This is a genomic window from Ralstonia flaminis, from assembly GCF_958415495.1.
GTDB lineage: Bacteria > Pseudomonadota > Gammaproteobacteria > Burkholderiales > Burkholderiaceae > Ralstonia > Ralstonia flaminis.
Genome location: NZ_CATZLL010000012.1, coordinates 45,845 through 71,592, shown reverse-complemented (window position 1 = coordinate 71,592; position 25,748 = coordinate 45,845). Strand labels below are relative to the sequence as shown.

Annotated in this window: 24 protein-coding genes; 15 read left to right on the top strand and 9 right to left on the bottom strand. The window is 64.0% G+C overall.

Features of this window, described 5'->3' with window-relative positions; translation table 11 throughout:
* The first annotated feature begins 3 nt into the window (after positions 1-3).
* Genes R2N11_RS18155 through rbsK form a run of 4 tightly spaced genes read left to right on the top strand, consistent with a single transcriptional unit; the run spans position 4 to position 4,651 of the window.
* Positions 4-1,584, top strand: coding sequence for a sugar ABC transporter ATP-binding protein (locus tag R2N11_RS18155; RefSeq protein ID WP_316681888.1), 1,581 nt, complete (start codon positions 4-6; stop codon positions 1,582-1,584).
* Positions 1,574-2,605, top strand: coding sequence for an ABC transporter permease (locus R2N11_RS18150; protein ID WP_316681887.1), 1,032 nt, complete (start codon positions 1,574-1,576; stop codon positions 2,603-2,605). The genes R2N11_RS18155 and R2N11_RS18150 overlap by 11 nt, the downstream gene beginning before the upstream one ends.
* Positions 2,606-2,623: 18 nt before the next feature.
* Positions 2,624-3,664, top strand: a complete 1,041-nt coding sequence (locus tag R2N11_RS18145; protein WP_199032896.1) for a LacI family DNA-binding transcriptional regulator — start codon at positions 2,624-2,626, stop codon at positions 3,662-3,664.
* Between the two features lie 33 nt (positions 3,665-3,697).
* Entirely contained in the window at positions 3,698-4,651 is a 954-nt protein-coding gene (rbsK, locus tag R2N11_RS18140; protein ID WP_199032897.1) for a ribokinase, read from the top strand.
* 289 nt (positions 4,652-4,940) lie between these two features.
* On the opposite strand, the gene R2N11_RS18135 is transcribed toward rbsK, so the two are convergent.
* Together R2N11_RS18135 and uvrB are read right to left on the bottom strand one after the other, a co-directional pair.
* Entirely contained in the window at positions 4,941-7,028 is a 2,088-nt protein-coding gene (locus tag R2N11_RS18135; RefSeq protein WP_199032898.1) for a site-specific recombinase, read from the bottom strand.
* Positions 7,029-7,221: 193 nt separating this feature from the next.
* Positions 7,222-9,312 (bottom strand): excinuclease ABC subunit UvrB, encoded by a 2,091-nt coding sequence (gene uvrB, locus R2N11_RS18130; RefSeq protein WP_199032899.1) that lies wholly within the window; start codon positions 9,310-9,312, stop codon positions 7,222-7,224.
* Between the two features lie 333 nt (positions 9,313-9,645).
* Here uvrB and R2N11_RS18125 point away from each other — a divergent pair, with 333 nt between their 5' ends.
* Both R2N11_RS18125 and R2N11_RS18120 read left to right on the top strand, forming a co-directional pair.
* A complete protein-coding gene (locus R2N11_RS18125; RefSeq protein WP_316681885.1) occupies positions 9,646-10,842 on the top strand; it encodes an amino acid aminotransferase in 1,197 nt (398 codons plus the stop codon).
* 195 nt (positions 10,843-11,037) lie between these two features.
* Entirely contained in the window at positions 11,038-12,309 is a 1,272-nt protein-coding gene (locus R2N11_RS18120; RefSeq protein WP_199031070.1) for a polyhydroxyalkanoate depolymerase, read from the top strand.
* Between the two features lie 63 nt (positions 12,310-12,372).
* Here the strand turns inward: R2N11_RS18120 and R2N11_RS18115 are convergent, their stop codons facing one another.
* Positions 12,373-13,071 (bottom strand): TetR/AcrR family transcriptional regulator, encoded by a 699-nt coding sequence (locus tag R2N11_RS18115; protein WP_199031071.1) that lies wholly within the window; start codon positions 13,069-13,071, stop codon positions 12,373-12,375.
* Between the two features lie 140 nt (positions 13,072-13,211).
* Between R2N11_RS18115 and rsxB the strand changes: the two genes are divergently transcribed.
* Positions 13,212-14,042 carry an electron transport complex subunit RsxB gene (rsxB, locus tag R2N11_RS18110; protein ID WP_316681883.1) on the top strand — a complete coding sequence of 277 codons (831 nt, stop codon included), beginning with the start codon at positions 13,212-13,214 and terminating at the stop codon, positions 14,040-14,042.
* A 9-nt stretch (positions 14,043-14,051) separates the two neighbouring features.
* Positions 14,052-14,696, top strand: a complete 645-nt coding sequence (gene nth / locus R2N11_RS18105; RefSeq protein ID WP_048931750.1) for an endonuclease III — start codon at positions 14,052-14,054, stop codon at positions 14,694-14,696.
* Between the two features lie 50 nt (positions 14,697-14,746).
* Here the strand turns inward: nth and R2N11_RS18100 are convergent, their stop codons facing one another.
* Positions 14,747-15,334 carry a malonic semialdehyde reductase gene (locus tag R2N11_RS18100; protein ID WP_199031073.1) on the bottom strand — a complete coding sequence of 196 codons (588 nt, stop codon included), beginning with the start codon at positions 15,332-15,334 and terminating at the stop codon, positions 14,747-14,749.
* 610 nt (positions 15,335-15,944) lie between these two features.
* On the opposite strand from R2N11_RS18100, the gene R2N11_RS18095 reads away from it, so the two are divergent.
* On the top strand, positions 15,945-17,750 hold the full coding sequence (locus R2N11_RS18095; RefSeq protein ID WP_199031074.1) for a S10 family peptidase: 1,806 nt from the start codon (positions 15,945-15,947) through the stop codon (positions 17,748-17,750).
* A gap of 81 nt (positions 17,751-17,831) precedes the next feature.
* Here R2N11_RS18095 and R2N11_RS18090 read toward each other — a convergent pair whose 3' ends face one another.
* On the bottom strand, positions 17,832-18,767 hold the full coding sequence (locus tag R2N11_RS18090; RefSeq protein ID WP_316681962.1) for a DMT family transporter: 936 nt from the start codon (positions 18,765-18,767) through the stop codon (positions 17,832-17,834).
* Between the two features lie 117 nt (positions 18,768-18,884).
* Here R2N11_RS18090 and R2N11_RS18085 point away from each other — a divergent pair, with 117 nt between their 5' ends.
* A complete protein-coding gene (locus R2N11_RS18085; RefSeq protein ID WP_104656623.1) occupies positions 18,885-19,319 on the top strand; it encodes a DUF1841 family protein in 435 nt (144 codons plus the stop codon).
* A gap of 69 nt (positions 19,320-19,388) precedes the next feature.
* Here the strand turns inward: R2N11_RS18085 and R2N11_RS18080 are convergent, their stop codons facing one another.
* Positions 19,389-19,787, bottom strand: coding sequence for a c-type cytochrome (locus R2N11_RS18080; protein ID WP_199031076.1), 399 nt, complete (start codon positions 19,785-19,787; stop codon positions 19,389-19,391).
* Positions 19,788-19,798: 11 nt separating this feature from the next.
* Entirely contained in the window at positions 19,799-20,158 is a 360-nt protein-coding gene (locus tag R2N11_RS18075; RefSeq protein WP_199031077.1) for a c-type cytochrome, read from the bottom strand.
* Between the two features lie 299 nt (positions 20,159-20,457).
* Here R2N11_RS18075 and R2N11_RS18070 point away from each other — a divergent pair, with 299 nt between their 5' ends.
* From R2N11_RS18070 to R2N11_RS18050, 5 genes are all read left to right on the top strand, one after another.
* The gene (locus R2N11_RS18070) at positions 20,458-21,339 is read left to right on the top strand and encodes an AAA family ATPase (protein ID WP_316681881.1); all 882 of its coding nucleotides are present in this window, start codon (positions 20,458-20,460) and stop codon (positions 21,337-21,339) included.
* A 13-nt stretch (positions 21,340-21,352) separates the two neighbouring features.
* Positions 21,353-21,958, top strand: a complete 606-nt coding sequence (locus tag R2N11_RS18065; protein ID WP_199031079.1) for a GNAT family N-acetyltransferase — start codon at positions 21,353-21,355, stop codon at positions 21,956-21,958.
* Positions 21,955-22,281, top strand: coding sequence for a DMT family transporter (locus R2N11_RS18060; protein WP_199031080.1), 327 nt, complete (start codon positions 21,955-21,957; stop codon positions 22,279-22,281). Before R2N11_RS18065 ends, R2N11_RS18060 begins: the two co-directional genes overlap by 4 nt.
* Before the next feature lie 21 nt (positions 22,282-22,302).
* A complete protein-coding gene (locus R2N11_RS18055; RefSeq protein WP_199031081.1) occupies positions 22,303-23,478 on the top strand; it encodes a vWA domain-containing protein in 1,176 nt (391 codons plus the stop codon).
* 154 nt (positions 23,479-23,632) lie between these two features.
* Positions 23,633-24,031 carry a nuclear transport factor 2 family protein gene (locus R2N11_RS18050; protein WP_316681880.1) on the top strand — a complete coding sequence of 133 codons (399 nt, stop codon included), beginning with the start codon at positions 23,633-23,635 and terminating at the stop codon, positions 24,029-24,031.
* 69 nt (positions 24,032-24,100) lie between these two features.
* Here the strand turns inward: R2N11_RS18050 and R2N11_RS18045 are convergent, their stop codons facing one another.
* Both R2N11_RS18045 and R2N11_RS18040 read right to left on the bottom strand, forming a co-directional pair.
* A complete protein-coding gene (locus R2N11_RS18045; protein ID WP_316681961.1) occupies positions 24,101-24,976 on the bottom strand; it encodes a class I SAM-dependent methyltransferase in 876 nt (291 codons plus the stop codon).
* 8 nt (positions 24,977-24,984) lie between these two features.
* A complete protein-coding gene (locus R2N11_RS18040; RefSeq protein WP_199031083.1) occupies positions 24,985-25,743 on the bottom strand; it encodes a tetratricopeptide repeat protein in 759 nt (252 codons plus the stop codon).
* Between the last annotated feature and the right edge of the window lie 5 nt (positions 25,744-25,748).

Here is a 25,748-nt window from a genome sequence, read left to right as displayed (position 1 = left end):
GCCATGTCTGCAGCCTACGAACCGCGCCCGCTGCTACTGCGTGCGTCCGCCATCAGCAAGCACTACGCCGCCCCCGTGCTGCGCGAGATCGATCTCGACGTGCACGCGGGCGAGGTGCTTGCGCTCACGGGCGAGAACGGCGCCGGCAAGAGCACGCTCTCCAAGATCCTCTGCGGGCTGGAGACGGCAACATCCGGTTCGATGACGCTGGCGGGTTCGATGTACGCACCCGCTTCGCGCAGCGCGGCGGAAGCGCTGGGCGTGCGCATGGTGCTGCAGGAGCTGAGCATGGTGCCGACGCTCACGGTGGCCGAAAACCTGTTCCTTGGCCAATTGCCGCACCGGCTGGGCTTTGTCGACCGCCCCACCCTGCGCCACCAGGCCGAGCAGGCACTGGCGCGCGTCGGGCTGGAGCTCGATCCGTGGACCCCCGTAGACACGCTCGGCATCGGCCACCGGCAGATGATCGAGATTGCCCGCGCACTGGCCAGCGCCTGCCGCGTGCTGATCCTCGACGAGCCGACCGCCATGCTGAGCGCGCACGAAAGCGCGACGCTGTTCACGCGGATCGACGCGCTGCGCCGCGAGGGCGTGGCAATCATCTACATCTCACACCGGCTGGATGAACTCGCCCGCATTGCCGACCGCATCGTCGTACTGCGTGACGGCAAGCTGATGACCGACGCACCGGCGGCTACCGTCACGCAAGATGCGCTGATCCAGGCGATGGTCGGACGGGACATCACCGCCTCGTCCGAAGGCGAGCGTGCCGCACGCGAACCCTGGCAGGGCGACGGCTCCCCTGCCCTGCGCGTGACAGGGCTCACGCGCGCGCCGGCAGTGCGCGAGGTGTCGTTCGAGGTGGCGCCGGGCGAAATCTTTGGCATTGCCGGACTGGTGGGCGCGGGACGTACCGAGTTGTTACGCCTGATCTTCGGCGCGGACCGCGCGGATGCGGGCACCATCGAAGCCGGCTCGCCGCTCAAGCCAGTGCGTATCCAATCACCTGGCGACGCGGTGCGCCAGGGCATCAGCCTGCTCACCGAAGACCGCAAGGACGAGGGCCTGATGCTAGGCCTACCGATTGCAACCAACATCGCACTGGGCAACATGCCAGGCGTGACCACGCGCGGCTGGCTGCAGCCTGCGCGCGAACGCGCGCTGGCACAGCGGCACATCGACGCCCTGCGCATCCGCTGCGCAGGGCCCGAGCAACCGGTAGGCGAACTCTCCGGCGGCAATCAGCAGAAGGTGGCGATTGCCCGCTGGCTGGAGCGCGACACCCCGGTGCTGCTGTTCGACGAACCGACGCGTGGCGTGGACGTGGGCGCCAAATTCGACATCTACGCCCTGCTCGACGCGCTGGCTGCACGTGGCAAGGCGCTCGTCGTGGTGTCCAGCGATCTGCGCGAGCTGATGCAGTTGTGCGATCGCATCGGCGTCATGCGGGCCGGGCGCCTCACCCATATCTTCCAGCGTGGCGGCTGGAGCCAGGATGCCCTGCTCGCGGCCGCGTTTGGTGAGTCGGGCGAATCCAACCCACCCGCTCCCAAGTCATCCCCGGAGACCGCCGATGCGCTCTGATTCCACCCTGCCGCCGGCCGGTACCGACAACACGCCAACAGCCGGGGCCACCAACCCGCGCGCGGCGGTGGGCATGTCGCTCGGCACCATCGGCGGGCTGCTGGCCGCGCTGATCGCCATGCTTGTGCTGTTCGGCACACTGTCGCCGACGTTCTTCTCGCTGCCCACCTTCACCACCATCGCCAACGAGATTCCCGATCTGCTGGTGATGGCGGTGGGCATGACGTTCATCCTGATGATCGGCGGCATTGATCTGTCGGTGGGGTCGGTGCTGGCGCTGGCCGCCTCGGTGCTGTCGGTCGCCATGACCAAGCTCGGCTGGGGCGTACTACCGGCGGCGTTGGCGGGCGTTCTGGTGGCAACGGCGGCCGGTGCGGTAACCGGCACGGTCACGGTGCACTGGGGCATCCCGTCGTTCATCGTGTCGCTGGGTGTGCTGGAAATGGCGCGTGGCCTCGCCTACAGCCTGACCGATTCGCGCACCGCCTATATCGGCAGCGCGGTCGACTGGCTGGCCAACCCGATTGCACTGGGGATTGCGCCGTCGTTCCTGATTGCGATTGCCGTCACGGTGATCGGCCAGATCGTGCTGGTGCGCACCGTGTTCGGGCGTTATCTGGTCGCCATCGGCACCAATGAAGAGGCCGTGCGGCTGGCGGGCGTGAACCCGCGCCCCTACAAGATTGCCGTGTTCGCACTGATGGGGCTGCTGTCGGGGTTGGCCGCGCTGTTCCAGGTGTCCCGCCTGGAAGCGGCGGACCCGAACGCGGGCGTCGGCATGGAATTGCAGGTGATCGCAGCCGTGGTGATCGGCGGCACGAGCCTGATGGGCGGGCGCGGCTCCGTCGCGCGCACGCTGTTCGGCGTGCTGATCATCTCGGTGCTCGAATCCGGCCTCGCACAGATCGGCGCCTCCGAACCCACCAAACGCATCATCACGGGCGCGGTCATCGTTGCGGCCGTGGTCATGGACACCTATCGCACCCGCCGCAATCAATCCGGCCGTAGCAAGCACCACTAAGAGACAGAGGAGATCGTCATGGCAACCATCAAGGACGTGGCCGCATTGGCCGGGGTTTCGTTCACCACCGTCTCACACGTTATCAACAACACCAGGCCGGTGAACGCCGAGACCCGCAAGCGCGTGGAAGAAGCCATCCGCGCCACACGCTATGTGCCCAGCGCGGTAGCACGCTCGCTCAAGCACCGGACCACACGCACTATCGGCGTGCTGGTGCCGACCGCCACCAACCCCTACTTTGCGGAGCTGGCGCGTGGCATTGAAGACGTCTGTGCCGCCGCCGGCTACAGCGTCATCCTCTGCAACTCCGACGACGACCCGCGCAAGCAGCGCGACTACCTGCGCGTGCTGATGGAGAAGCGCGTGGACGGCATCATCGTCAGCAGCGCCGGCCCGGACAACGCACTGGTCGAAGCACTGGGCGAATCCTCCCTGCCCGTGGTGATGGTCGACCGCCCCACCGAAGGCATCCAAGCCGATCAGGTGCAGGTCGATCACGAAAAGGGCGCCTACATGGCGACCCAGCATCTGCTGGAGCTTGGCCACCGGCGCATTGCCTGCATCAGCGGGCCATCGGAGTTGAGCGTGACGGCCGGCCGCCTGGCGGGCTTTCACCGCGCACTGCGCGAAGCCGGCGTGCCAGAAGCTTCCGCGCGCGTGGCCGAAGGCGACTTCACCAGCCCCGGCGGCTACCGCGCTGCGCGCCAGCTGCTGACCGAGGGCGAGATGCCCACGGCCATCTTTGCCAGCAACGACCTGATGGGCATCGGCGCACTGCGTGCAGCGGCCGAGTTGGGTATTCCCGTGCCGAAGGCGCTCTCCGTGATCGGCTTTGACGACATCGAACTCAGTCGCTACGTGTATCCGGCGCTGTCCACCGTCGGCCAGTCGATCCGCCAGTTGGGCGAGACCACGGCGCAGACGCTGCTCGAACACCTGACTGATGCCGCCATGCGCCACCCCGCGGAGGAACCGCGCGCGCGCCGCATCGTGCTGCCGCCGCGCCTGTCGCTGCGCGAGTCGACCGCCGAGCCGGCGCGCCCGGCCCGCGCCGCTTAAGAACATTCACTCACTCTCTCAACGTAGTCCGCCATGGTGGCCAAGCGCCCTTCCGCCTCCGCAGTTGCCGACGTGCTGATCGTCGGCAGCCTCAACATGGATCTCGTGATCCGCACGCCGCGTCTGCCCCGCCCTGGGCAAACGGTTGCGGCGCCCGCCTTGGAGACGATTCCTGGTGGCAAGGGTGCCAACCAGGCAGTGGCTGCGGCTCGCCTGGGGGGCAAGGTCGCCATGCTCGGCTGCGTGGGCGACGACGCGTATGGCACGGCCCTGCGCGATGGCCTGCGGCGCGAAGGCGTCGAGACATCGATGGTGTCGGTACACGCGGGCGCCGCCACCGGCATCGCCTGCGTGACGGTTGCCGACAGCGCTCAGAACACCATCGTGATCGTGGCGGGTGCCAACCAATTGCTCACGCCCGCCATGATCGAGGCACAGCATGCAGCGTTCGAGCGCGCCCGCGTCGTCGTCTGCCAGTTGGAATCCCCGCCGGATGCGGTGGAATGCGCGCTCAAGCTCGGCCGGCGGCTGGGCAAGACCGTCATCCTGAACCCGGCGCCAGCCATCGGCCCACTGCCGACACCCTGGCTGGCTGCGTGCGACTACCTGATCCCGAATGAAACCGAAGCGGCACTGCTGACTGCGCGCGCCGTCGATTCCCCCGAAGCCGCGCTGGATGCAGCAGCCGACCTGCACGCGCAGGGCGCGAAACACGTGATCGTCACGCTGGGCGCGCGCGGCATCGCCTATGTCGATGCCACCACACGGCTGCTGATGCCGGCCCCCAGCGCGCTGGCTATCGATACCACCGCCGCCGGCGATACCTTTGTCGGTGCGCTGGCCACGGCACTGGCCGAAGGCGCAGCGCCGAATGCGGCCATCCAGTTTGGGCAGGCAGCCGCAGCGGTGTCGGTTACACGGCTGGGCGCACAGCCCTCCATTCCGTTCCGCAGCGAGGTGGGAACGCTTGCCATGCAGGCGCCCTGAGGCGCGATCGGGTTCGGAACGCCGACGCCGGAGCTCTGGGTTCCGTCACCGAGGCTCTGAGCTCCGTGATCGGACCCCAAACCCTCGCGCGCGCACCTGCGAGGTGCATCGCCGGACCTCTGGACCTCCACCGTCGGGGCTTTGCGCTCCGTCGCCGGAGCCCTGAACCCCGGTGTCGGACCTCAAACCCCCGCGTGCGCACCTCTGAGGTGCGTTGCCGGACCTCCCGACCTCCGACGCTGGAGCTTTAAGCGCCGTCGCCGAGGCTTTGAGCCCCGCCGGGCAAGCGCTAGGCGGGTGTGCTGGAGCTACTCGGCGGCGTGGCCGCGGTCGGGGGACGCGGCACCAGCAGACACAGCGGATCGCGCAGAATGCGCCGCCACACCGCACCGGTAATACGCTTGCGATCGAGCCCGCGCAGGTTGCGCGAGCGCATCGCCATGTTGAACGCCAGCGCGAACGACACCATCACGTTGAGCACCCCCATCAGCGCGATGCCGGCAACGGCCAGCCAGAACGGGGCCGTATGCATCACACTCGGCCCAAGGACGCCCACCGCCGTTGCTACCGCACCGGTCGAAAGCGTGACGTGGCGCACCTCCACGTGCGGCCCAAAGAACGACACGATCTCTGGGCCCAAGCCCAGCATGAAGCCCAGCGACACGTTGGCGACGATGCCCGAGAGGTTGCGCTTCCAGAACTCGGCAATGCGATGTGCACCGCGCTCACCCACCATGAAGCGCAAGCGCCGGTGGTAGGCAATCACATCGCCCACGCGATGCAATGCAAACCAGTTGTCGGCCCAGCCCGCAGCCAGGCTTGAAGCCCACAGCAACACGCCCGTGAAGATCGCGTACGCCGGCGTTGGCCCAAGGATCGAGAAGGAGTCGATGGTCGCCACCGCCTTGGCCGGCGAGATCAGGTTCGCATGAAACAGCCGACCCGCCGCCCATTGCACCAGAAACGCTACCGGGGCCACCGCAACGAGGTTCCCGACAATTGCCGCCGCGTTGGTGCGGATCATGGCGACGGTGTCGTCCACGAAGCGCTCCAGCCCCTCCGGGCGGCCCACCTGGTCGAGCTGGTGCGCCAGCGCAGGTGCCGTCATGGCCGGCTGCTTGGTGGCCAGCGTGAAGTGGGCAAAATGGATGCCGAGAAAGCTGACCGCGTAGTTGATCGACGCCAACAACCCTTCGGTAAAGCGCGTCAGGTGGGCGCCGGTGATGAAGAACTTGATGTACACCGTGGCCGCCGTGATGACACCCCCGCCGGCCGCAGCCTTCACCATTGCGCCGTATTCCTTGCTGTCGCGGGTGATGTAGTGCTCGCCGCTCTCGGCAGAACGCTCGACCACCTTGCGCGCCAGATCGGCAAACGTGGAACGGATCAGATAGCCAACACTGCGACGATGCTGGCTGGCCGAAACAAGCTCCGCCGTCAGGTGCACGAAGCGGCGCGAGGCGCGTGTGTCCGCCCAGGCGGTCAGCAGCAGATCGATGCGCCCCAGCCACGCCTTCATGCGCTCCACCTGAAACACCACCTCGACGGAGACGCCGTTCTCGTCCAGATGCTGGTACACGCTGGCCGTGGCAGTGCGGCACTGGTCCAACACCGCGCGGAAGTAATTGAGCTGCTGCGGAAAGCGCTCTGGTGTGGCAAGCGTCTCGTCCGGGCGTTCAAGGAAGATGGCGTTGGCCGCATCGGCCAGCCGGTAGAACGGCGAATCGGTAACGTCCGGATACTCCATGCGCAGGCGGATGCCGCGCGACAACCCTGCCGCTCGCACCTGGCTGATCAGGATCTGGATACCGATGCCAAGGCTGCGTTCCAGTCGCGTCTGACCCGCGGCTTCATCCTCGTCGCTCAGCCCTGCGCGGAACAGCGCATGCAGGCGTGCGACCAGTTCATCGTCCAGGCCATCCACCCACTGCGCATCGGTCGGGCCGACAAACAGCAGCGCAAACAACGTGGCCAATTGCGATTGATTGGGTGCCGGCGGCAGGAAGCGCGCCTGCCAGCGATCGACCAGTTCACCCCAGAAGCCAGAGCGCGATGACAACCCCGTATCGCACAGCAGCGAGACCGGATCGTTGTCCTGCACGATCGCGCGCAGCGTCTGCCCGACGCGCTCGGCCAGTTCAGGGTTGTTCTCCAGCACCTGCAGCAAGTAGCGCAGGCGTGCATAGCGCCACGATTCTGACGTGGCCCCGGTCGGGCGATCTGCGCGGCGCAGCCAATAGGCCAGCTCGATCAGCCATTCATTGCGTTCGGCCAGGCTGCGCGTCGGCGCGAACTGCGCCAGGATGGCATCGAGTTGATGGCTGGCGTGCCGGGAAGCGCGCCATTTGCGCCACGGATTGAGCAAAAACTTGAACATCGAACTCCCTAGTTGGCGGACACGCTCGGCTGGGCCCCGCTCCCGGGGCCGATGCTTCTACTTAACGTGCTGATGCCGCGATCAGGCGACGCGTTGCGCTTGAAAATGTGTCCGCAATTGTGTCACGACTGCCCCGCCGTCAGCCTCGGGCGAGGCTGCGGTGCCGGTCTGACGCATCAACCGCCCGTGAGGTTCAGGCGGCCGGAACGATATGGTCTTCGCCGCTGGCCCCGAAGAGCTGCGACTTGAGCTTGGCAAGTTGGTCGCGCACCGCCGCCGCCTTCTCGAACTCGAGGTTCTTGGCGTGATCGAGCATCTGCTTCTCCAGGCGCTTGATCTCCTTGGAGGCTTGCTTCTCGCTCATGTCTTCGTACTTGGCAGCCTCTTGCGCGGCCTTGAGTTCTGCGCGTGCATCGTCGACGTTGTACACGCCGTCGATGATGTCCTTGATGCGCTTGACCACCCCGCGCGGCGTAATGCCGTGGGCCTCGTTGTGGGCGATCTGCTTGGCGCGGCGGCGCTCGGTCTCGCCAATGGCCTTCTTCATCGACTCGGTGATGCGGTCGGCATAGAGGATGGCGGTGCCATTCACATTCCGCGCCGCACGGCCAATGGTCTGGATCAGCGAACGCTCGGCGCGCAGGAAGCCTTCCTTGTCCGCATCGAGAATCGCCACCAGCGACACTTCTGGAATATCCAGGCCCTCACGCAGCAGGTTGATGCCGACCAGCACGTCAAACGTGCCCAGGCGCAGGTCGCGGATGATCTCCACCCGCTCCACGGTATCGATGTCGGAGTGCAGGTAGCGGACCTTGACGCCGTTCTCCGACAGGAACTCGGTCAACTGTTCGGCCATGCGCTTGGTCAGCGTGGTGACCAGCACGCGCTCGCCGGCTTCAACGCGCACGTGGATTTCCGACAGCAGATCGTCGACCTGCGTGGTCGCCGGCCGCACGTGAATGATCGGGTCGACAAGGCCCGTCGGGCGCACCACCTGCTCCACGACCTCGGTGCCGGCGGTCTGCTTTTCATAGTCGCCTGGCGTGGCCGAGACGAACGTGACCTGCCGCATCTTGGTCTGGAACTCGGCGAACTTGAGCGGCCGGTTGTCCAGCGCAGACGGCAGCCGGAAACCAAACTCGGCCAGCGTTTCCTTGCGCGCGCGGTCGCCGTTGTACATGCCGTTGAGCTGGCCGATCAGCACGTGCGACTCATCCAGGAACATCAGCGCGTCCTGCGGCAAGTAGTCGACCAGCGTAGGCGGCGGCTCACCCGGCGCGGAACCTGACAGATGCCGCGAGTAGTTCTCGATGCCCTTGCAGAAGCCCAGCTCCTGCAGCATCTCCAGGTCAAAGCGGGTGCGCTGCTCCAGGCGCTGCGCTTCTACCAGCTTGTTTTCCTTGTAGAAGAAATCGAGCCGCTCGCGCAGTTCCGCCTTGATGGTCTCGATGGCGCGCAACACGGTCTCGCGCGGTGTCACGTAGTGGCTCGATGGGTACACCGTAAAGCGCGGAATCTTCTGCCGCACGCGTCCGGTGAGCGGGTCGAACAGTTGCAGCGACTCCACCTCGTCGTCGAACAGCTCCAGGCGCACGGCCATCTCGGCATGTTCGGCCGGGAAGATGTCGACCGTGTCGCCACGCACGCGGAAGGTGCCGCGCTGGAAATCCGTTTCGTTGCGCGTGTACTGCATGGCGATCAGGCGGGCGATCACGTCGCGCTGGCTGATCTTGTCACCCGCGCGCAGTGTCAGGATCATCTGGTGGTATTCAGTCGGATTGCCGATACCGTAGATGGCCGACACCGTGGCCACGATCACCACATCGCGGCGCTCCAGCAGGCTCTTGGTGGCCGACAGGCGCATCTGCTCGATGTGCTCGTTGATCGACGAATCCTTCTCGATGAACAGATCGCGCTGCGGCACGTAGGCTTCGGGCTGGTAGTAGTCGTAGTACGAAACGAAGTACTCGACCGCATTGCGCGGGAAGAACTCGCGAAACTCCGAATACAGCTGCGCCGCCAGCGTCTTGTTGGGCGCGAACACGATGGCCGGACGCCCCACCTGCGCGATCACATTGGCCATGGTGAAGGTCTTGCCCGAGCCCGTCACGCCCAGCAAGGTCTGGTACGACAGGCCGTCCTCGATGTTCTCAACGAGCTGCCGGATCGCCTCCGGCTGGTCGCCTGCCGGCGGATACGGCTGGTACAACTGGAACGGCGAGCCCTCGAAGGTGACGAACTTCGACTCGTCGTGGGGGCTGGGGACTTGGCTCAGATCGGTCATGGCGGCGGGTGGGATGGCGACGCGAACAGTCAATAAGTGACGCGCACGCCCCCAACAGATCGGGGTGGCGGCGGCAATTGCAACCAATCGTCTAGTGTAGCCTGCTGCCCCAGCAATCGTTTAGGCGTTCCAGCACACGCATCTGTAGTGGCCGTTCAACCGCTTTAGGCCCCTGTTCTGCAAGGATTTTTCGGGCGATTAGAGCCTGTATTCGGTACAATTCAGTCTTGTGCCCGCTTCATGCATTCGGCGTCGGCAGCCCTGCCGACCGCTTGCGGCGCACCGCCTGCAGCACTCCACCGAATTCCGAACCAACCGATCGAGACACATCTCATGTCGCTTTTCTCTGCCGTCGAACTGGCCCCGCGCGACCCCATCCTGGGCCTGAATGAAGCTTTCAACGCCGATACCCGCAGCACCAAAGTGAATCTGGGCGTGGGCGTGTACTTCACCGACGAAGGGAAAATTCCGGTGCTGCGCGCCGTGCAGGAAGCTGAAAAGGCCCGCCTGGCTGCCACGTCCCCGCGCGGCTACCTGCCGATCGAAGGCATTGCCGCCTACGACCAGGCCGTGCAGAAGCTGCTGTTCGGCGCGCAATCGCCGCTGATCGCCGAAGGCCGTGTGGTCACCGCGCAGGCCCTGGGCGGCACGGGCGCGCTGAAGATCGGCGCGGATTTCCTCAAGCGCCTGTACCCGGACGCCAAGGTCGCCATTTCCGACCCGAGCTGGGAAAACCACCGCGCGCTGTTCGAATCTGCTGGCTTCTCTGTCGTCAACTACGCGTACTACGATGCCCCGTCGCACGGCCTGAACTTTGCCGGCATGCTGGAGTCGCTCAACAGCTACGCGCCGAACACCATCGTCGTGCTGCACGCCTGCTGCCACAACCCGACCGGTGTGGACATGACCACCGAGCAGTGGAAGCAGGTCGTGGAAGTCATCAAGGCCAAGAGCCTGATCCCGTTCCTCGACATGGCCTACCAGGGCTTTGCCGACGGCATTGAGCAGGACGGCCAGGCTGTGCGCCTGTTTGCTGACTCCGGCCTGTCGTTCTTCGTGTCGAGCTCGTTCTCGAAGTCGTTCTCGCTGTACGGCGAGCGTGTTGGTGCCCTGTCGATCGTGACGGGCAGCAAGGACGAAGCCACCCGCGTGCTGTCGCAGGTCAAGCGCGTGATCCGCACCAACTACTCCAACCCGCCGACGCACGGCGGCACGGTGGTTGCCAGCGTGCTGACCAGCCCAGAGCTGCGTGCGATGTGGGAACAGGAACTGGGCGAGATGCGTGACCGCATCAAGTCGATGCGCAACGCGCTGGTCGACAAGCTGGCCGCCAAGGGCGTGAAGACCGACTTCTCGTTCGTGAAGGCACAGCGCGGCATGTTCTCGTACTCGGGCCTGACCTCGGCCCAGGTGGATCGCCTGCGCAACGAGCACGGCATCTATGCCGTGTCGACCGGCCGGATCTGCGTGGCCGCACTGAACACCCACAACATCGACGCCGTGGTCAACGCCATCGCCGACGTGCTGTAAGCGCCACGCTGAGCGGGCAATTGCAAAATTAAAAGCGGCTTCGGCCGCTTTTTTGTTGCATATCGCTAGACTGACATGGGCGCATCATACAAGCCGCGCAACACTCTGTTATCAGGGTTTCTGCTGCATCGCAGTAATATGCGCCTAGGTGCATAATCGTTTGCGTCGCCCTCGCCACCACAGATCGGTCCAGCCATGCTTTACCAGCTCCATGAATTCCAACGCGCCCTGCTCAGCCCCATGACGGCTTGGGCACAGGCGACCGCCAAGACCTTCACCAACCCCTTGAGCCCGCTATCGATGGTGCCTGGCGCCCAGCGCTACGCCGCTGGCTACGAACTGCTCTATCGCCTGGGCAAGGAATACGAGAAGCCGGAATTCGGCATCCGCTCGGTCAAGTCCAACGGGCGCGACATTCCGATCGTCGAGCAGACGATCATCGAGAAGCCGTTCTGCCGCCTGATCCGCTTCAAGCGCTACGCTGACGACGCCGAGACCATCAAGCTGCTCAAGGATGAGCCGATCGTGCTGGTGTGCGCGCCCCTGTCGGGCCACCACTCCACGCTGCTGCGCGATACCGTGCGCACACTGCTGCAGGATCACAAGGTGTACGTGACCGACTGGATCGACGCCCGCATGGTGCCGGCCGAGCACGGTGCCTTCCACCTGTCGGACTACATCAACTACATCCGCGAATTCATCAACCACATTGGCGCTGACAAGCTGCACGTGATTTCGGTGTGCCAGCCGACTGTGCCGGTGCTGGCCGCCATCTCGCTGATGGCCTCGGACGGCGAAAAAACACCGCGCACCATGACCATGATGGGCGGCCCGATCGACGCGCGTAAGAGCCCGACCGCCGTCAACTCGCTGGCAACCAACAAGTCGCACAGCTGGTTCGAGAACAACGTGATCTACACGGTGCCGGCCAACTACCCGGGCCATGGCCGCAAGGTCTATCCGGGCTTCCTGCAGCACGCCGGCTTCGTGGCAATGAATCCGGACCGCCACCTGTCGTCGCACTACGATTACTACCTGAACCTGATCGAAGGCGACACGGAAGACGCGGAAGCCCACGTGCGCTTCTACGACGAATACAACGCCGTGCTCGACATGGCCGCCGAGTACTACCTGGAAACCATCCGCGACGTGTTCCAGGAGTTCCACCTGGCCAACGGCACGTGGGTCATCGAAGGCAAGCCGGTGCGCCCGCAGGACATCAAGAGCACTGCGCTGTTCACCATCGAAGGCGAACTGGACGACATCTCCGGCAGCGGCCAGACTGAGGCAGCCCATGGCCTGTGCACCGGCATCCCGAAGACGCGCAAGCAGCATTTGACGGCACCAAAGTGCGGCCACTACGGCATCTTCTCGGGTCGCCGCTGGCGCGAGCAGGTGTATCCGCAACTGCGCGACTTCATCCGCCAGTACGATCAGGGCGCACAGCGCATCAAGGCCGTCGCCTAAGCCCGCTGCACCAAAAAAAGCCTCGCAACCGCGAGGCTTTTTTGTTTTGGACCGGCGCACTGCTCAGCCCTCTGGCCGCTCCAGATACGCCAGCAGCATCTTGATGTGCAGCTGCGCGAAGGCTTCGTGCTCGTCAGCCGAGGCAATGTCTCGGCCAATCACCGCGCTGATCGTGTAGCGGTTGGACAGCACGTAGTAGCCCAGTGCAGAGATCGTGAGGTACAGCCGCGAGACATCCACATCCTTGTGGAAGATGCCGCTGCGCTGACCGCGCTCGACCACACCACGCAGCACGTCGATCACCGGGTTGACCAGCTCCCCCAGATGCGGCGATGTCTTCAGGTGCCGTGCCTCGTGCAGGTTCTCGCTGTTGAGCAGACGGATGAACTCGGGGTTCTCGTAATAGAAATCCCAGACGAAACGCGCCAGCTGGATGACCGCTTCACGCGGGTCAGACGACTCGATCTGCACCTGTTCTTCAGCCTGCTTGAAGCGGAAGTACATGTGCTCAAGCACGGTCAGGAAGAGCTTTTCCTTGCTGCCGTAGTAGTAGTACAGCATGCGCTCGTTGGTCTCGGCGCGGCGGGCGATGGCGTCGACACGGGCGCCGGCAAAGCCACCGCGTGAGAACTCCTCAAGCGCAGCGGCAAGGATGCGCCGGCGCGTACCTGCAGGGTCGCGACGCGCGCGGGGTGCGGCAGAATCGCCCGAGGCGTCGACGGGATCGATGTCGGCGAGCGGCGCGGCTGGGTAAGACGGCATGGCACGTCGGTCCGTTTAGAACCCAAAGATTATGTCATACGGTTAAGACATGGCCGCTGCGGCCCATGTCAGGGCATGCACGCCTTGCGCGACTGCCAAATCAGCGATAATGGCAGGCTATTCAAACAACAAGTCCCATCGTGGTTTCCTTGGTCCCCGCATTGGCCACGTCCCTGGCCGACCGGCTCGAACACCTCCTGCCGCAAACGCAATGCACCAAGTGCGGCTACAACGGCTGCCGTCCGTATGCGCAAGCCATGGCGAACGGCGAGGCGTTGCCCAACCGCTGCCCGCCGGGCGGTGTGGAAGGCATCCGCCGCCTGTCCGACGCACTCGGCCGCACAGGTGACCTGCTGCCGCTGGATCCTGCGAATGGCATCGAGCAGCCACGCGCGATTGCCGTCATCGACCCCGAACGCTGCATCGGCTGCACGCTGTGCATCCAGGCGTGTCCGGTCGACGCGATCGTCGGCGCACCCAAGGCCATGCACACGGTGCTTGAAGATTGGTGCACCGGCTGCGACCTCTGCGTGCCACCCTGCCCGGTCGATTGCATCGACATGATCCCCATCAGCGGCGAACGCACGGGCTGGGACGCCTGGAGCCAGGCACAGGCCGACGTCGCCCGCGATCGCTACGAGTTCCGCAACGCGCGCCTCAAGCGCGAGCAAGCCGAGAACGAAGCGCGCCTGGCCGCCAAGGCCGCTGCCAAGCTGGCCGCTGTCAGCGCAGAACAACCCGCTGATGACGCCGAGCGTGCCGCCCAGACACGCAAGAAAGCCATCATCCAGGCGGCGATCGAGCGTGCCCGCCAGAAGCAGGCGGAGATGGCCGCACGCGGGCAAGGTCCGCGCAACGTCACCGATGTGTCGGCAGACGTGCAGGCCCAGATCGACGAAGCCGAAGCCCGCCGCAAGCGCATCGCCGACCAGATCGAGCAAAGCGCCAACCCTGACGCAGACAAACCCTGACCCCCGACGATGAATCCCGCCAAGCGCCACGCCATCTTCGAGACCCTGCGCGAGAACAACCCCACGCCGACCACCGAGCTGGAATACACCTCGCCGTTTGAGTTGCTGATTGCGGTGCTGCTTTCTGCGCAGGCGACCGACGTGGGCGTGAACAAGGCCACGCGCAAGCTGTTTCCGGTGGCAGATACGCCGGCCAAGATGCTGGCGCTGGGCGAGGAAGGCATCACCGAATACATCAAGACCATCGGGCTGTACCGCACCAAGTGCAAGCACATCCTGCAGACGTGCCGCATCCTGCTCGACCAGTACGGCGGTCAGGTGCCGCGTGATCGCGCCGCCCTGGAAAGCTTGCCGGGCGTGGGCCGCAAGACCGCCAATGTGGTGATGAACACGGCCTTCGGCGAGCCGACGATTGCAGTAGACACGCACATCTTCCGCGTGGCCAACCGCACCGGGCTGGCGCCGGGCAAGAACGTGTTGGAAGTCGAACTGAAACTGCTGAAGGTGGTGCCGGAGGAGTTCCGCCAGGATGCGCACCACTGGCTGATCCTGCACGGACGCTACGTATGCAAGGCGCGCAAGCCCGAGTGCTGGCACTGCGCGATCGAGCCACTGTGCGAGTTCAGGCCAAAGACGCCGGCGCCGAAGGAATAAAAAACGGGGACATCCGAGTCCCCGTTTCCTTTTGCGCGATCGGCTATCGATCAGACGATCTTGCAGGCCTCTTCAAACGACAGACGCGGGTTGCGCGGGTGCAGCTTCTCCACGTCGCCGTAGCCGATGTTCATGATGAAGTTGACCTTCCACTGGCCATCGGGAAAGAACGTTTCGTTGACCTTGTTGGCATCGAAACCCGCCATCGGGCCGCAATCCAGACCCAGCGCACGCGCGGCGATCACCAAGTAACCACCCTGGAGCGAGCTGTTCATCAGCGCGGCAGCGTTGATCTTGGCCTGGTCACCGGCGTACCACGAACGCGCATCGGCGTGCGGGAACAGCTTGGGCAGTTGCTCGTGGAATTGCGTGTCGTACGCAACGATCACGGCCACGGGCGCCTGGCGGGTCTTTTCCTGGTTGCCAGCCGACATGCACGGAATCAGGCGCTCCTTCGCGGCTGCGCTCTTCACGAACACGAAACGGGCCGGCGTGCTGTTGGCAGCGGTCGGGCCGTACTTGACGGTCTCGTACAGCGTGTTCAGCAGTTCATCGTCGACCGGCTTGTCCAGCCACACGTTGTGGGTGCGGGCTTCATGGAACAGTTGGTCCAGCACGGACGGTTCAAGCATGGGCATTGCTAAGCGCTCCTGAAAAGAGTCAAGAAGCGCATTGTATGCGCGACACAGCGTGCACGGTGACCCTGCTCACACCCGGGGGATAGCGCCACCGAAGTCGCCCCGCGTCATCGCATTGGTAGAAACAACAAGCTTTCTTTGTATTTAATCGCTGTTTTTGCGGTGCGCAATTGCACAAAGACTATCCTTTTTACCAGTCAGCCGCGTGCGATGAAAAACAGACCTTTACAACGGTTTGCTTACGAACTACTTTTTCGTTCGTCATTGAATCACCAGCAGGGTTGAGTGAATCGGATTCGCACTTTGATTTAACCAAAGTGCGCGGATGCATTCGCGCTAACGTTTTCGCTTGGCCTCTGTCGGCTTTGCGCAAACACCCTGTCACCTTGACTCCGGCGCTGTTCCTCGTTTTGAAACCTCATCGGGTTTCAGGGGGATGATTTTGCCGAATAAAAATGTATTGAATTAAATTCCCCGTAAGAGACGGGAAATCAGAATATCTGCTTTGCGCTGGATAGATATTACAAAACGCAAATCAGATATGGAGCCAACTTAAAACTATCCGTTTTAAGTGATGGCGTTCGTCACCCTGAAAAAGGCCATTATCGCCATGAAAAAATCCAGGTTATCGACCAGTGATTTTGCAGGTATGCCCAGAGCCCTGGGCGCATCGCTTGCCGCGGCAGCGCTTGCTGCCGCGCTGCTGGCGGGTTGCGGCGGCGGGGACTCCTCCGCCACAGCCAGCCCCAGCGGCACCGCTGTGGATGCCGGCAAGACTGTCACGCAACCGGTGACGGCAGCCACGCCCCCCGACCAGCCCTACGTAGACCCCAACGTCTACGGCACCGGCCCCAATGACGCCCTGGCCGCCGACCCAGGCGAAAGCGCCGCCATCACGCACCACACGGTGAGCATCGGCGGCAAGAGCATCGCCTACACGGCCACCGCCGGCCACCTGACGACCATTGACCCAGTAACTTCGAAAGCCAATGCGTCGATGTTCTACGTGGCGTACACGCAGGACAATCCGGACCCGTCCAAGCCGCGCCCGGTGACGTTCTTCTATAACGGCGGCCCCGGCTCGTCGTCGGTCTTCCTGCTGCTCGGCTCGTTCGGGCCGAAGCGTCTGCAGTCGTCGTTCCCGAACTTCACGCCGCCCGCACCGTACAAGTTGCCCGACAACCCGGACAGCCTGCTCGACCGCTCCGACCTCGTGTTCATCAACCCCGTGGGCACCGGCTATTCGGCCGCCATCTCCCCGGCCGTAAACAAGAACTTCTGGGGCACCGATCAGGATGCGCACTCGATCGACCGCTTCATCCAGCGTTACCTGACCAAGAACTCGCGCTGGAACTCGCCCAAGTTCCTGTACGGCGAGTCGTACGGCACGGCACGCAGTGCGGTGCTGTCGTGGCTCCTGCATGAAGATGGCATCGAGCTGAACGGCATCACGCTGCAGTCGTCGATCCTCGACTATGCGAATGCGCTCTCGGCCATCGGCACCTTCCCGACGCTGGCTGCCGACGCGTGGTATTGGAAGAAGACAACCGTCAACCCGCCGCCGACCGATCTCGACAGCTACATGGTCCAGGCACGCAACTATGCGGACAACACGCTCACGCCGCTCGCGCAAGCGCCCAACCCGCAAGACGGTGGCTTCGTCAACGTGCGCCTGAACCTGAACCTGCAGGCCGCGCAGACGATGGGCTCGTACATCGGCACCGATCCGGTCTCGTTGATCCAGACGTTCGGCAACCCGGCTGCGCTGGGCAACGTTCCGTCGCAGAACAACAACCCGCCGTACACGTTCTTCCTGACGCTCAATCCGGGTATCCAGATCGGCCAGTATGATGGCCGCGCGAACTACACGGGCCAGGGCATCGCACCGTTTATCCTGCCGAATTCGGGCAGCAACGATCCGTCGATCTCCAACATTGGCGGCGCGTACACGGTGCTGTGGAACAGCTACCTGAACACCCAGCTCAAGTACACGTCGACCTCGTCGTTCGTCGACCTGAACGACGCCGTGTTCAACAACTGGGACTTCAGCCACATCGACCCGACCGGCGCCAACAAGGGGGGCGGCAACACGCTGTACACGGCTGGCGATCTGGCCTCGACGATGAGCCTGAACCCGGACCTGAAGGTGCTGCAGGCCAGTGGCTACTTCGATGCGGTCACGCCGTTCCACCAGACCGAGCTGACGCTGGCGCAGATGCCGCTTGATCCGACCATAAAGGCCAAGAACCTGACGATCAAGAACTACCCGTCAGGCCACATGATCTATCTGAACGATGCGTCGCGCACCGCGCTCAAGGGGGATCTGGCCAGCTTCTACGACGGCGTGATGGCCGACCGTCCGGCCCTGATGCGGGTGCAGGGCCTGCAACGCTTGCCAGAAGGCGTGAAGAAGTAATCCGCCTGAAGGAGCAAAAAAACGCCCGGCCCTGAGTCACACCAGGCCGGGCGGTTTTCATTTTGAGCAGCCGATCAAACCTCAGACCATGTCTTCCGCACGGTGGCCTGCAGGCTTTGCATCGGCACGCGTGAGCCATAGCACGCCGGCCAGGATCAACGCCCCACCGATCATCTGCGTGGGCGCAATCGACTCACCCAGCAGCATTGCCGCCAGCAGCACCGTCACCACCGGCTCCAGCGTGGAGAGCATCGACGCCTGCGCCGCACCCAGCTTCTGCAGGCCGGCAAAGAAGGTGAGAATGGCCACCACCGTCGACAGGCCCGCAATCGCCAGTGCAGCGGCCCAGCCGCCCATCGTGCCCGGCAAGTGCGCTGGGGCACCGGCCACCGCCATGCCCGTGTAGACGACACCGGCGGCCGTGCAGATGACCGTGGTACAGGCCAACGGATCCACCCCATGCGTCACGCGCGCCCCTACGGTGATGTAGATCGAGTAGATGGCAGCCGAGGCCACACCCAGCCCGATACCGAGCAAACTGCCGCCCGACAGACCCGCGCCACCCACCGTCAGCCCCGCCCCCACTGAGCACAGTACCAGCGCCACAATGGCCGCCGTGGTCAACCGTTCGCGCAGAAACACGGCAGCCAGCACCGTGACGAACATCGGATACAGATACAGCAGCAGCGCCACTAAGCTCGCTGGCGCGTAGTTCAATGCCGAGAAAAACGTGAACGACTGCCCCGCATAGCCAATCCCCCCCATCGCAGCCAAGCCAAGCACACGCGACCACGGCGGAATGCCGATGCGCCGCACGCGCATCACCACCATCAACGCCAAAGCCGCAATGACAAAGCGCACCATCAGTAGGCCCACCACGTTGGCGCCGCTCGCATAGGCGTAGTGGGTGAAGATCGCCATTGCCCCGAACGATGCAGCGGAAATGGCAATCAGCAGCACACCGTGCAGCTTGTCAGCGGCACGTGCGGCGAGGGTGGAATCGGTGCGTTGTCTCATGGTGCGCGGCGCTTGGTCGGATTTCATCGCCGTCTGCGGGGTGGGTTGCCATTGTAGCGTTGGCGCCGCTTGGGGGCCCCGGCACACGGCCAAGCAGGCCGGTACAATGGCGGGATAATGTTCAATCCCTCCCGCGACGAAGTCCGCCAGTTCTTTTGCGGCGCCTGGCGCAAGCATCGCCAGGCCGAAATTCTCACGCCGCTCGAAGCCATGGCGGTCGACTGGATGCAGCTGCACCCCGAATACCACGACACCCTGGACGCCGGCGAAGACGCCCTCGCCCGTGATTACACACCCGAGAGCGGCCAGAGCAACCCGTTCCTGCATCTGTCGATGCATCTGTCGATCAGCGAGCAGGTATCGGTAGACCAGCCGCGCGGCATCCGCGCCGCTTACGAGGCGCTGGCCCAGCGGCTCGACTCGCCGCACGAGGCGCAGCACCAGGTGATGGAGTGCCTTGGCCAGATGCTGTGGACCGCCCAGCGCACCGGCCTGCCGCCCGACGGCGAGGCGTATATCGAATGCGTGCGCAAGCGCGCCACCGCCCGCTAGGCGCCCGAGTCATCCGTCCAATAAAAAACCGCTCCGAAGAGCGGTTTTTCTTTGCCTGCCGAAGCTGGCTTACTTCTTGAGCACCAGCGAGCCGGGCAGCGATTCGATGTACGCGGCGATGTCCTTCAACTCCGCCTCTGTGAACGGACGCGGCTTGCCGTCTGCGCCGATGGTGGCTGGGTTGCTGTTGACCTGGCCAGCCATGATGGCGTTGCTGCGGCCCATCAGCGGGTTGTTGCTGGTCTGATAGGCCAGCAGTGCGTGGTAGATGTAGTCGCCGTGCTGGCCAGCCAGCTTCGGGTAATCCGGCGAAATCGGGGCATTCAGGCCGGCACCGTGGCAGGCCGCGCACGTACCCTTCTCCACCAGTTGCTTGCCCTTTTCCAGATCGGCAGCTTGTGCCAGGGTCGCGACACCTGCGGCAGCACCCACGATCAACGCGCCCAAACCGAGCGAGATCTTCTTCATGTTCGTCCTCGTCACTTCCGGGGGTTGTTGGGCGTAGCGGCCGTCTGCTGCGAGTAGTACGCAGCAAGGTTGGCGATGTCCTGGTCCGTCAGCGACCCGGCAATGGCACGCATGGTCGGGTGCTTGCGGTCACCCTTCTGGTACGCGTGCAGTGCGCTTTCGATGTACTTGGCGTTCTGGCCGCCCAGGTAGGGCACGCGATACACCTCGGGGAACGACGTCTTGTAGTCGGGGATGGCATGGCAGCCGATGCACATCGCAACCTTGCTCTGGGCGGCTGCGGCATCGCCCTGGATGTCCGCTGCGGCGGCTGACGCGGCCAACGCGCCTAATGTGCCAAATGCGGCCACCATGGTGAGGATCTTTTTCATCTCGTTCTTAAGCGTGGAGTTCAGAATCCTGCTCGCCCTGCCTAGCTTGACTGTCGGCCGGCTGTCTCTCTGGGCGCCTTCACCGGCTGCTGGCAAGGTGCCATAAGACGGTTGTTTTGAGGTGCGTCAAACCGGCGCATTGTAGCGCACAGATTTTTTTCCAGTCCAGTTAGGGGTCCCGTGACTTGACAGCGGGGAATGGCGCGGCCGAACAGCCCTGGCGGCACCGGGCAGCAAACGCCCAAACTCTCTTATACTGGCCGTTTCCGATTTCTTTTACCGCCCAGTAGGCTTGCACGATGACCACCACCACCTCGCCTGCCGCATCCAACCAGCGTGCGCGTTTTGAAGGCTCCGACCAGTACGTCGCCACCGATGACCTCAAGCTTGCCGTCAATGCCTCGATGACGCTGCAACGCCCTCTGCTGATCAAGGGCGAGCCGGGCACGGGCAAAACCATGTTGGCCGAGGAAGTGGCCGCTGCGCTGGGCATGCCGTTGCTGCAATGGCACGTGAAGTCGACCACCAAGGCGCAGCAGGGCCTGTACGAATACGACGCTGTCTCGCGCCTGCGCGATTCGCAACTGGGCGACGACAAGGTCCACGATATCCGCAACTACATCGTCAAGGGCGTGCTGTGGCAGGCCTTCGAGGCGGACAAGCCAGTCGTGCTGCTGATCGACGAGATCGACAAGGCCGACATCGAATTCCCCAATGATCTGCTGCGCGAGCTGGATCGCATGGAGTTCTATGTGTACGAGACGCGCGAAACCATCGCTGCCCGCCATCGCCCGCTGGTCATCATCACGTCGAACAACGAGAAGGAACTGCCCGACGCCTTCCTGCGCCGCTGCTTCTTCCACTACATCAAGTTTCCGGATGCCGAGACGATGCAGGCCATCGTCGACGTGCACTACCCGGGCATCAAGCCGACGCTGGTCAAGGCCGCGCTGGATGCGTTCTACGAGATGCGCAACCTGCCGGGGCTGAAGAAGAAGCCGTCGACGTCGGAACTGATCGACTGGCTCAAGCTGCTGCTGGCCGAAGACATTCCGCCGGAATCGCTGCGCAGCCAGGACAAGAACGCGGCCATTCCGCCGCTGCACGGCGCGCTGCTCAAGAACGAGCAGGACGTGCATCTGTTCGAGCGGCTGGTCTTCATGAACCGCGCGAACCGCTGAACGGGGCTACCACATGCCGCGCCTGATCGACCCCGTCACGCTGTCCGGCCAGCACGCCTGGCTGGAGCCACTCGGCCCCGAGCACGAAGAGGAAGTCCGCGCTGCAGCCGCTGACGGCGAGCTGTGGCGGCTCTGGTACACCTCCGTGCCCTCGCCGGACAAAGTCGGCGACTGGCTGGCCATTGCACTGGACATGCGCGAGCGGCTCGGCGCCATGCCTTTCGTCGTGCGTGAGGTGCATGACGGCAAGCCCGGCAAGGTGGTCGGCGCCACACGCCTCTTCAACGTGGACGAGGCCAACCGTCGGCTGGAAATCGGCCACACGTGGTATGCCAAGTCGGTGCAGCGCACCGCCATCAACACGGAATGCAAGCTGCTGTTGCTGACGCACGCGTTCGAAACGCTGCGCTGCATTGCCGTGGAATTCCGCACGCACTGGATGAACCACCAGAGCCGTGCTGCCATCGCTCGCTTGGGCGCCAAGCAAGACGGCGTGCTGCGCAATCACCAGCGCATGCCGGACGGCAGCTTCCGCGACACGGTGGTGTTCTCGATCATCGAATCGGAATGGCTGACCGTGAAGCGCCATCTGCAGTACAAGCTGGAGCAGCCGCGATGAACCCATGGTTGCTGCTCGCCGGCACCATCGTCACCGAGGTGATCGGCACCTTGTGCCTGAAGCTGTCCGAAGGGTTTTCCAAGCCGCTGTGGATTGTGGGCACGGCCATCTGCTACGGCTTGGCCTTCTGGGGCCTGGCAATCGTCATGAAGCGCATCGACATGAGCATCACGTATGCGGTGTGGTCGGGCGTGGGCACGGTGCTGACGGCCGTCGTCGGCATACTGCTGTTCAAGGAGGGGGTGTCGATGGCCAAGCTTTCTGGCATCGGCATGGTGGTGGGCGGCGTGGTGCTGCTGAACGTCAGCGGCACGTCTCATTGAGCCACCGAGCAGGAGACTGACATGCTCATCGATTTCTTCTTCACCCTGCGGCACGCCAAGCTGCCGGTCTCGGTCAAGGAATACCTGACGCTGCTTGAGGGGCTCAAGCAGCAGGTCATCGCGCCTTCGCTCGACGAGTTCTACTTCCTGGCACGCATGACGCTGGTCAAGGACGAGAAACACTTCGACAAGTTTGACCAGGCGTTCGGTGCGTACTTCAAGGGCGTGGAAGGCGCGGTCGACTGGCGCGCGGATATTCCGCTCGACTGGCTGATCAAGAAGCTGGAGCGCGAACTCTCGCCGGAAGAGAAAGCCAAGGTCGAAGCCATGGGCGGCCTCGACAAGCTGATGGAGCGCCTGAAGGAGCTGCTGGGTGAACAACACGAGCGCCACGAAGGCGGCAGCAAGTGGATCGGCACCGGCGGCACGTCGCCATTTGGACACGGCGGCTACAACCCGGAAGGCATCCGCATCGGCGGGCCGTCGAAAGGCAACCGCACGGCGGTCAAGGTGTGGGAAGCACGCGCGTACAAGGACTACGACGACACCGTCGAACTCGGCACGCGCAACATCAAGGTGGCGCTGCGCCGCCTGCGCAAGTTCGCGCGTGATGGCGCTGACATCGAGCTGGACCTGGACGACACGATCCATTCCACAGCGGCCAACGCCGGCATGCTCGACATCAAGATGCGCCCCGAGCGGCACAACAACGTCAAGGTGCTGATGCTGATGGACGTGGGCGGCTCGATGGACGATCACATCAAGCGGGTGGAAGAGCTGTTCTCTGCGGCCAAGACCGAGTTCAAGCACCTGGAGTACTACTACTTCCACAACTGCGTGTACGAGCACCTGTGGAAGAACAACCGGCGCCGCCACGCGGAGCGCTTCTCCACGTGGGACGTCATCCGCAAGTACCCGCCCGACTACAAGCTGATCTTCGTGGGCGACGCGACGATGAGCCCGTACGAGATCCTGCAGGCCGGCGGCTCGGTCGAATACAACAACGCCGAGGCAGGCGCCGTCTGGCTCAAGCGGCTGATCGAGCAGTTTCCAAAGTTCGCCTGGCTCAACCCCGAGCCGGAGGGCTTGTGGGAATACCGCCAGTCCATCTCGGTCATCAACCAGATCATGAAGACGCGGATGTATCCTGTGACCATCGCTGGGTTGGAATCGGCGATGCGGTTGCTGTCCAAGTAACGCCCTCGCCTTTCTCGTTTCTCCGGGCGTGGATGCGGTGATTACCTGCCGCGTAATCGACACCATCCACGCCGGCGCCGAAGATGAAGCCATGCAGCACGGAAGACGAATCACCGTGCTTCGCAGCCTCCCCCACTTCGAACGGAGAAACGCCATGACCGCCACGCAACTCGCTGCCAACGAAACCCTCGCTGACACGCTGGTCGACCGCTACATCGCCGCCTGGAACGCAACCGACGCCGCGCAGCGCCGCACGCTCGTCGCCCAAACCTGGACCGAAGGGGCCACCTATGTCGACCCGCTGATGCAGGGCGCAGGCCATGACGGCATCGACGCGCTCATCGCCGGTGTGCACGCGAAGTTTCCGGGCTTCCGCTTTGCGCGCGACGGCGGCGTGGACGTGGTGCAGGACACCATCCGCTTCCGCTGGACGCTCGGGCCGGACGGGCAAGCGCTGGTCAAGGGCACGGATTTCGTCCGCATTGAAGGCGACCGTATGCACGTGGTGACCGGTTTCATCGACCAGATGCCCGGCATGGGCGACGCGGCCTGAGCGCACACCCTCGCAAAGCAAACGCCCCGGCATACCGGGGCGTTTTTCATTGGCGAACGATGCTGACGCTCAGATCGTCAGCATGTCTTCCTGACCCGCATTGGCATTGCGCAGCCCCTCTGCCCAACCCTTGGTCGGCAGCTTGAGCGAAGCCTGAAGCGCAGCGGCGCGCTCTTGCACGGCCTCCCAGCTCACCTGCAGCGGCGGGCCGTTGAAGGCCAGCGCAATCACGTTGCCATCGTGCACTTCGGGGAAGACGAGCACGCGGTTATCGAACGCATCGCAGATACGCTCGATGTTGCGCGGGAAGCTGGTGTGATCGCCAAACAGGTTGATCGTCATCACTCCGGGCGAGCGCAGCACCTGGCGGCAAGCCTTGTAGAACGCTGGCGTATCGAGTACCGGACCGCGGGCCGTGGCGTCGTACAGATCGATTTGCAGTGCATCGACGGTGCCGTGGTGGCTGGCATTCATCACCCAGTCGTAGGCGTCCTGCTCCAGCACGCTCAGGCGCGCGTCATCAAACGGCATGCCGAACATGCTGCGCGCGGCGACGATGACCGACGGATTCAGCTCAACCGCCGTCACCTGCGCGGGCGCGAGTTGGCGGTGACAGAACTTGGTCAGCGCAGCCGCACCGAGGCCCAATTGCACGACATGGAAATCCTTTCGCGATGCCGGGTCCAGGAACAGCATCCACGCCATCATCTGCTGGGCGTACTCCAGCTCAATGGCATCTGGCTTGGACAGGCGCATCGCACCTTGCACCCACTCGGTGCCGAAGTGCAGGTAGCGCACACCGGCCAGTTCAGAGAACGTGACCGGAGCAAAGCGCGGGGCCATGCGCTTGGGTTCGTCATCGTGGTCCATGCGGTCTTCGCGCTTGGCGCGAGCGGGACGTCGCGAGGCCACGGCCTCGATGGATTTGCGTTTCAACAGCGTCATAAAGCGGATCAACGGGAAGAAGTCTGGGCTGCCTGCGCGCGCTGCAGCCATTCACGGTTGTGGTCTTTGGCGTAGCGCGTCCAGTGCTTGGCGTCGCGCAGGATCTCGTCAAACAACGTTTGGGCGCGTTGCTTGTCGGCATCGTTGTTCTGGGCGAGCAGCCATTCGCCGAACAGGCAGCGGGCGGCGGCATCATTGGCGTAGGTCAGCGCCTGCTCGAACGCCTCGCGCGTGTTGGGTGCGCCGATGGCAGCCAGCGCGCGGGCGTAGAGCAGCGTCGGATCGGGCTGCTGGCGGGTCACGCGGTGTGCCTCGAACAGCGTCTCCAGCGTGCCCTTGGCGAGCGCCGCATCGCCGGTGGCGAACTGTGCGCGGGCCAGACCCAGCAGCACGGCCGAATCCCCTGCAAACGGGCCAGTGGCCGCCTGCTCAAAATGCTGGCGCGCTTCCTTGGCATCGCCCGCTTCCAGCAGCGCTTCACCCAGGCGCAGGCGGTGTTGCACGGTCGGCGCACGGTCGAAATCGTTGCGTGCCTCGCGCACGGCACGGTTCGGATCAATGAGTTGGGTGACAGCGCGGCTCGCTACACGGGCACCGCGCGAGTGGCGCATCTCCGGCAGGTAGATGGCGAAGAAGTACACCACGCTGCCCAGCAGCGGAAACGCAAACAGGATGAACAGCCAGTACATGTTCTGGTTGCTGCGCACCACGTGCACGGCAAAGAACAGCGCGACGATGACGTGAAACCCGATTCCAAGAAACGGCATGTTGA

What these genes read in the sequence shown, in the direction of transcription:
- R2N11_RS18155 (WP_316681888.1), top strand. Translation starts at nt 4, where the DNA reads ATGTCTGCAGCCTACGAACCGCGCCCGCTGCTACTGCGTGCGTCCGCC.
- R2N11_RS18150 (WP_316681887.1), top strand. Translation starts at nt 1,574, where the DNA reads ATGCGCTCTGATTCCACCCTGCCGCCGGCCGGTACCGACAACACGCCA.
- R2N11_RS18145 (WP_199032896.1), top strand. Translation starts at nt 2,624, where the DNA reads ATGGCAACCATCAAGGACGTGGCCGCATTGGCCGGGGTTTCGTTCACC.
- rbsK (WP_199032897.1), top strand. Translation starts at nt 3,698, where the DNA reads ATGGTGGCCAAGCGCCCTTCCGCCTCCGCAGTTGCCGACGTGCTGATC.
- R2N11_RS18135 (WP_199032898.1), bottom strand. Translation starts at nt 7,028, where the DNA reads ATGTTCAAGTTTTTGCTCAATCCGTGGCGCAAATGGCGCGCTTCCCGG.
- uvrB (WP_199032899.1), bottom strand. Translation starts at nt 9,312, where the DNA reads ATGACCGATCTGAGCCAAGTCCCCAGCCCCCACGACGAGTCGAAGTTC.
- R2N11_RS18125 (WP_316681885.1), top strand. Translation starts at nt 9,646, where the DNA reads ATGTCGCTTTTCTCTGCCGTCGAACTGGCCCCGCGCGACCCCATCCTG.
- R2N11_RS18120 (WP_199031070.1), top strand. Translation starts at nt 11,038, where the DNA reads ATGCTTTACCAGCTCCATGAATTCCAACGCGCCCTGCTCAGCCCCATG.
- R2N11_RS18115 (WP_199031071.1), bottom strand. Translation starts at nt 13,071, where the DNA reads ATGCCGTCTTACCCAGCCGCGCCGCTCGCCGACATCGATCCCGTCGAC.
- nth (WP_048931750.1), top strand. Translation starts at nt 14,052, where the DNA reads ATGAATCCCGCCAAGCGCCACGCCATCTTCGAGACCCTGCGCGAGAAC.
- R2N11_RS18100 (WP_199031073.1), bottom strand. Translation starts at nt 15,334, where the DNA reads ATGCCCATGCTTGAACCGTCCGTGCTGGACCAACTGTTCCATGAAGCC.
- R2N11_RS18095 (WP_199031074.1), top strand. Translation starts at nt 15,945, where the DNA reads ATGAAAAAATCCAGGTTATCGACCAGTGATTTTGCAGGTATGCCCAGA.
- R2N11_RS18090 (WP_316681962.1), bottom strand. Translation starts at nt 18,767, where the DNA reads ATGAGACAACGCACCGATTCCACCCTCGCCGCACGTGCCGCTGACAAG.
- R2N11_RS18085 (WP_104656623.1), top strand. Translation starts at nt 18,885, where the DNA reads ATGTTCAATCCCTCCCGCGACGAAGTCCGCCAGTTCTTTTGCGGCGCC.
- R2N11_RS18080 (WP_199031076.1), bottom strand. Translation starts at nt 19,787, where the DNA reads ATGAAGAAGATCTCGCTCGGTTTGGGCGCGTTGATCGTGGGTGCTGCC.
- R2N11_RS18075 (WP_199031077.1), bottom strand. Translation starts at nt 20,158, where the DNA reads ATGAAAAAGATCCTCACCATGGTGGCCGCATTTGGCACATTAGGCGCG.
- R2N11_RS18070 (WP_316681881.1), top strand. Translation starts at nt 20,458, where the DNA reads ATGACCACCACCACCTCGCCTGCCGCATCCAACCAGCGTGCGCGTTTT.
- R2N11_RS18065 (WP_199031079.1), top strand. Translation starts at nt 21,353, where the DNA reads ATGCCGCGCCTGATCGACCCCGTCACGCTGTCCGGCCAGCACGCCTGG.
- R2N11_RS18060 (WP_199031080.1), top strand. Translation starts at nt 21,955, where the DNA reads ATGAACCCATGGTTGCTGCTCGCCGGCACCATCGTCACCGAGGTGATC.
- R2N11_RS18055 (WP_199031081.1), top strand. Translation starts at nt 22,303, where the DNA reads ATGCTCATCGATTTCTTCTTCACCCTGCGGCACGCCAAGCTGCCGGTC.
- R2N11_RS18050 (WP_316681880.1), top strand. Translation starts at nt 23,633, where the DNA reads ATGACCGCCACGCAACTCGCTGCCAACGAAACCCTCGCTGACACGCTG.
- R2N11_RS18045 (WP_316681961.1), bottom strand. Translation starts at nt 24,976, where the DNA reads ATGACGCTGTTGAAACGCAAATCCATCGAGGCCGTGGCCTCGCGACGT.
- R2N11_RS18040 (WP_199031083.1), bottom strand. Translation starts at nt 25,743, where the DNA reads ATGCCGTTTCTTGGAATCGGGTTTCACGTCATCGTCGCGCTGTTCTTT.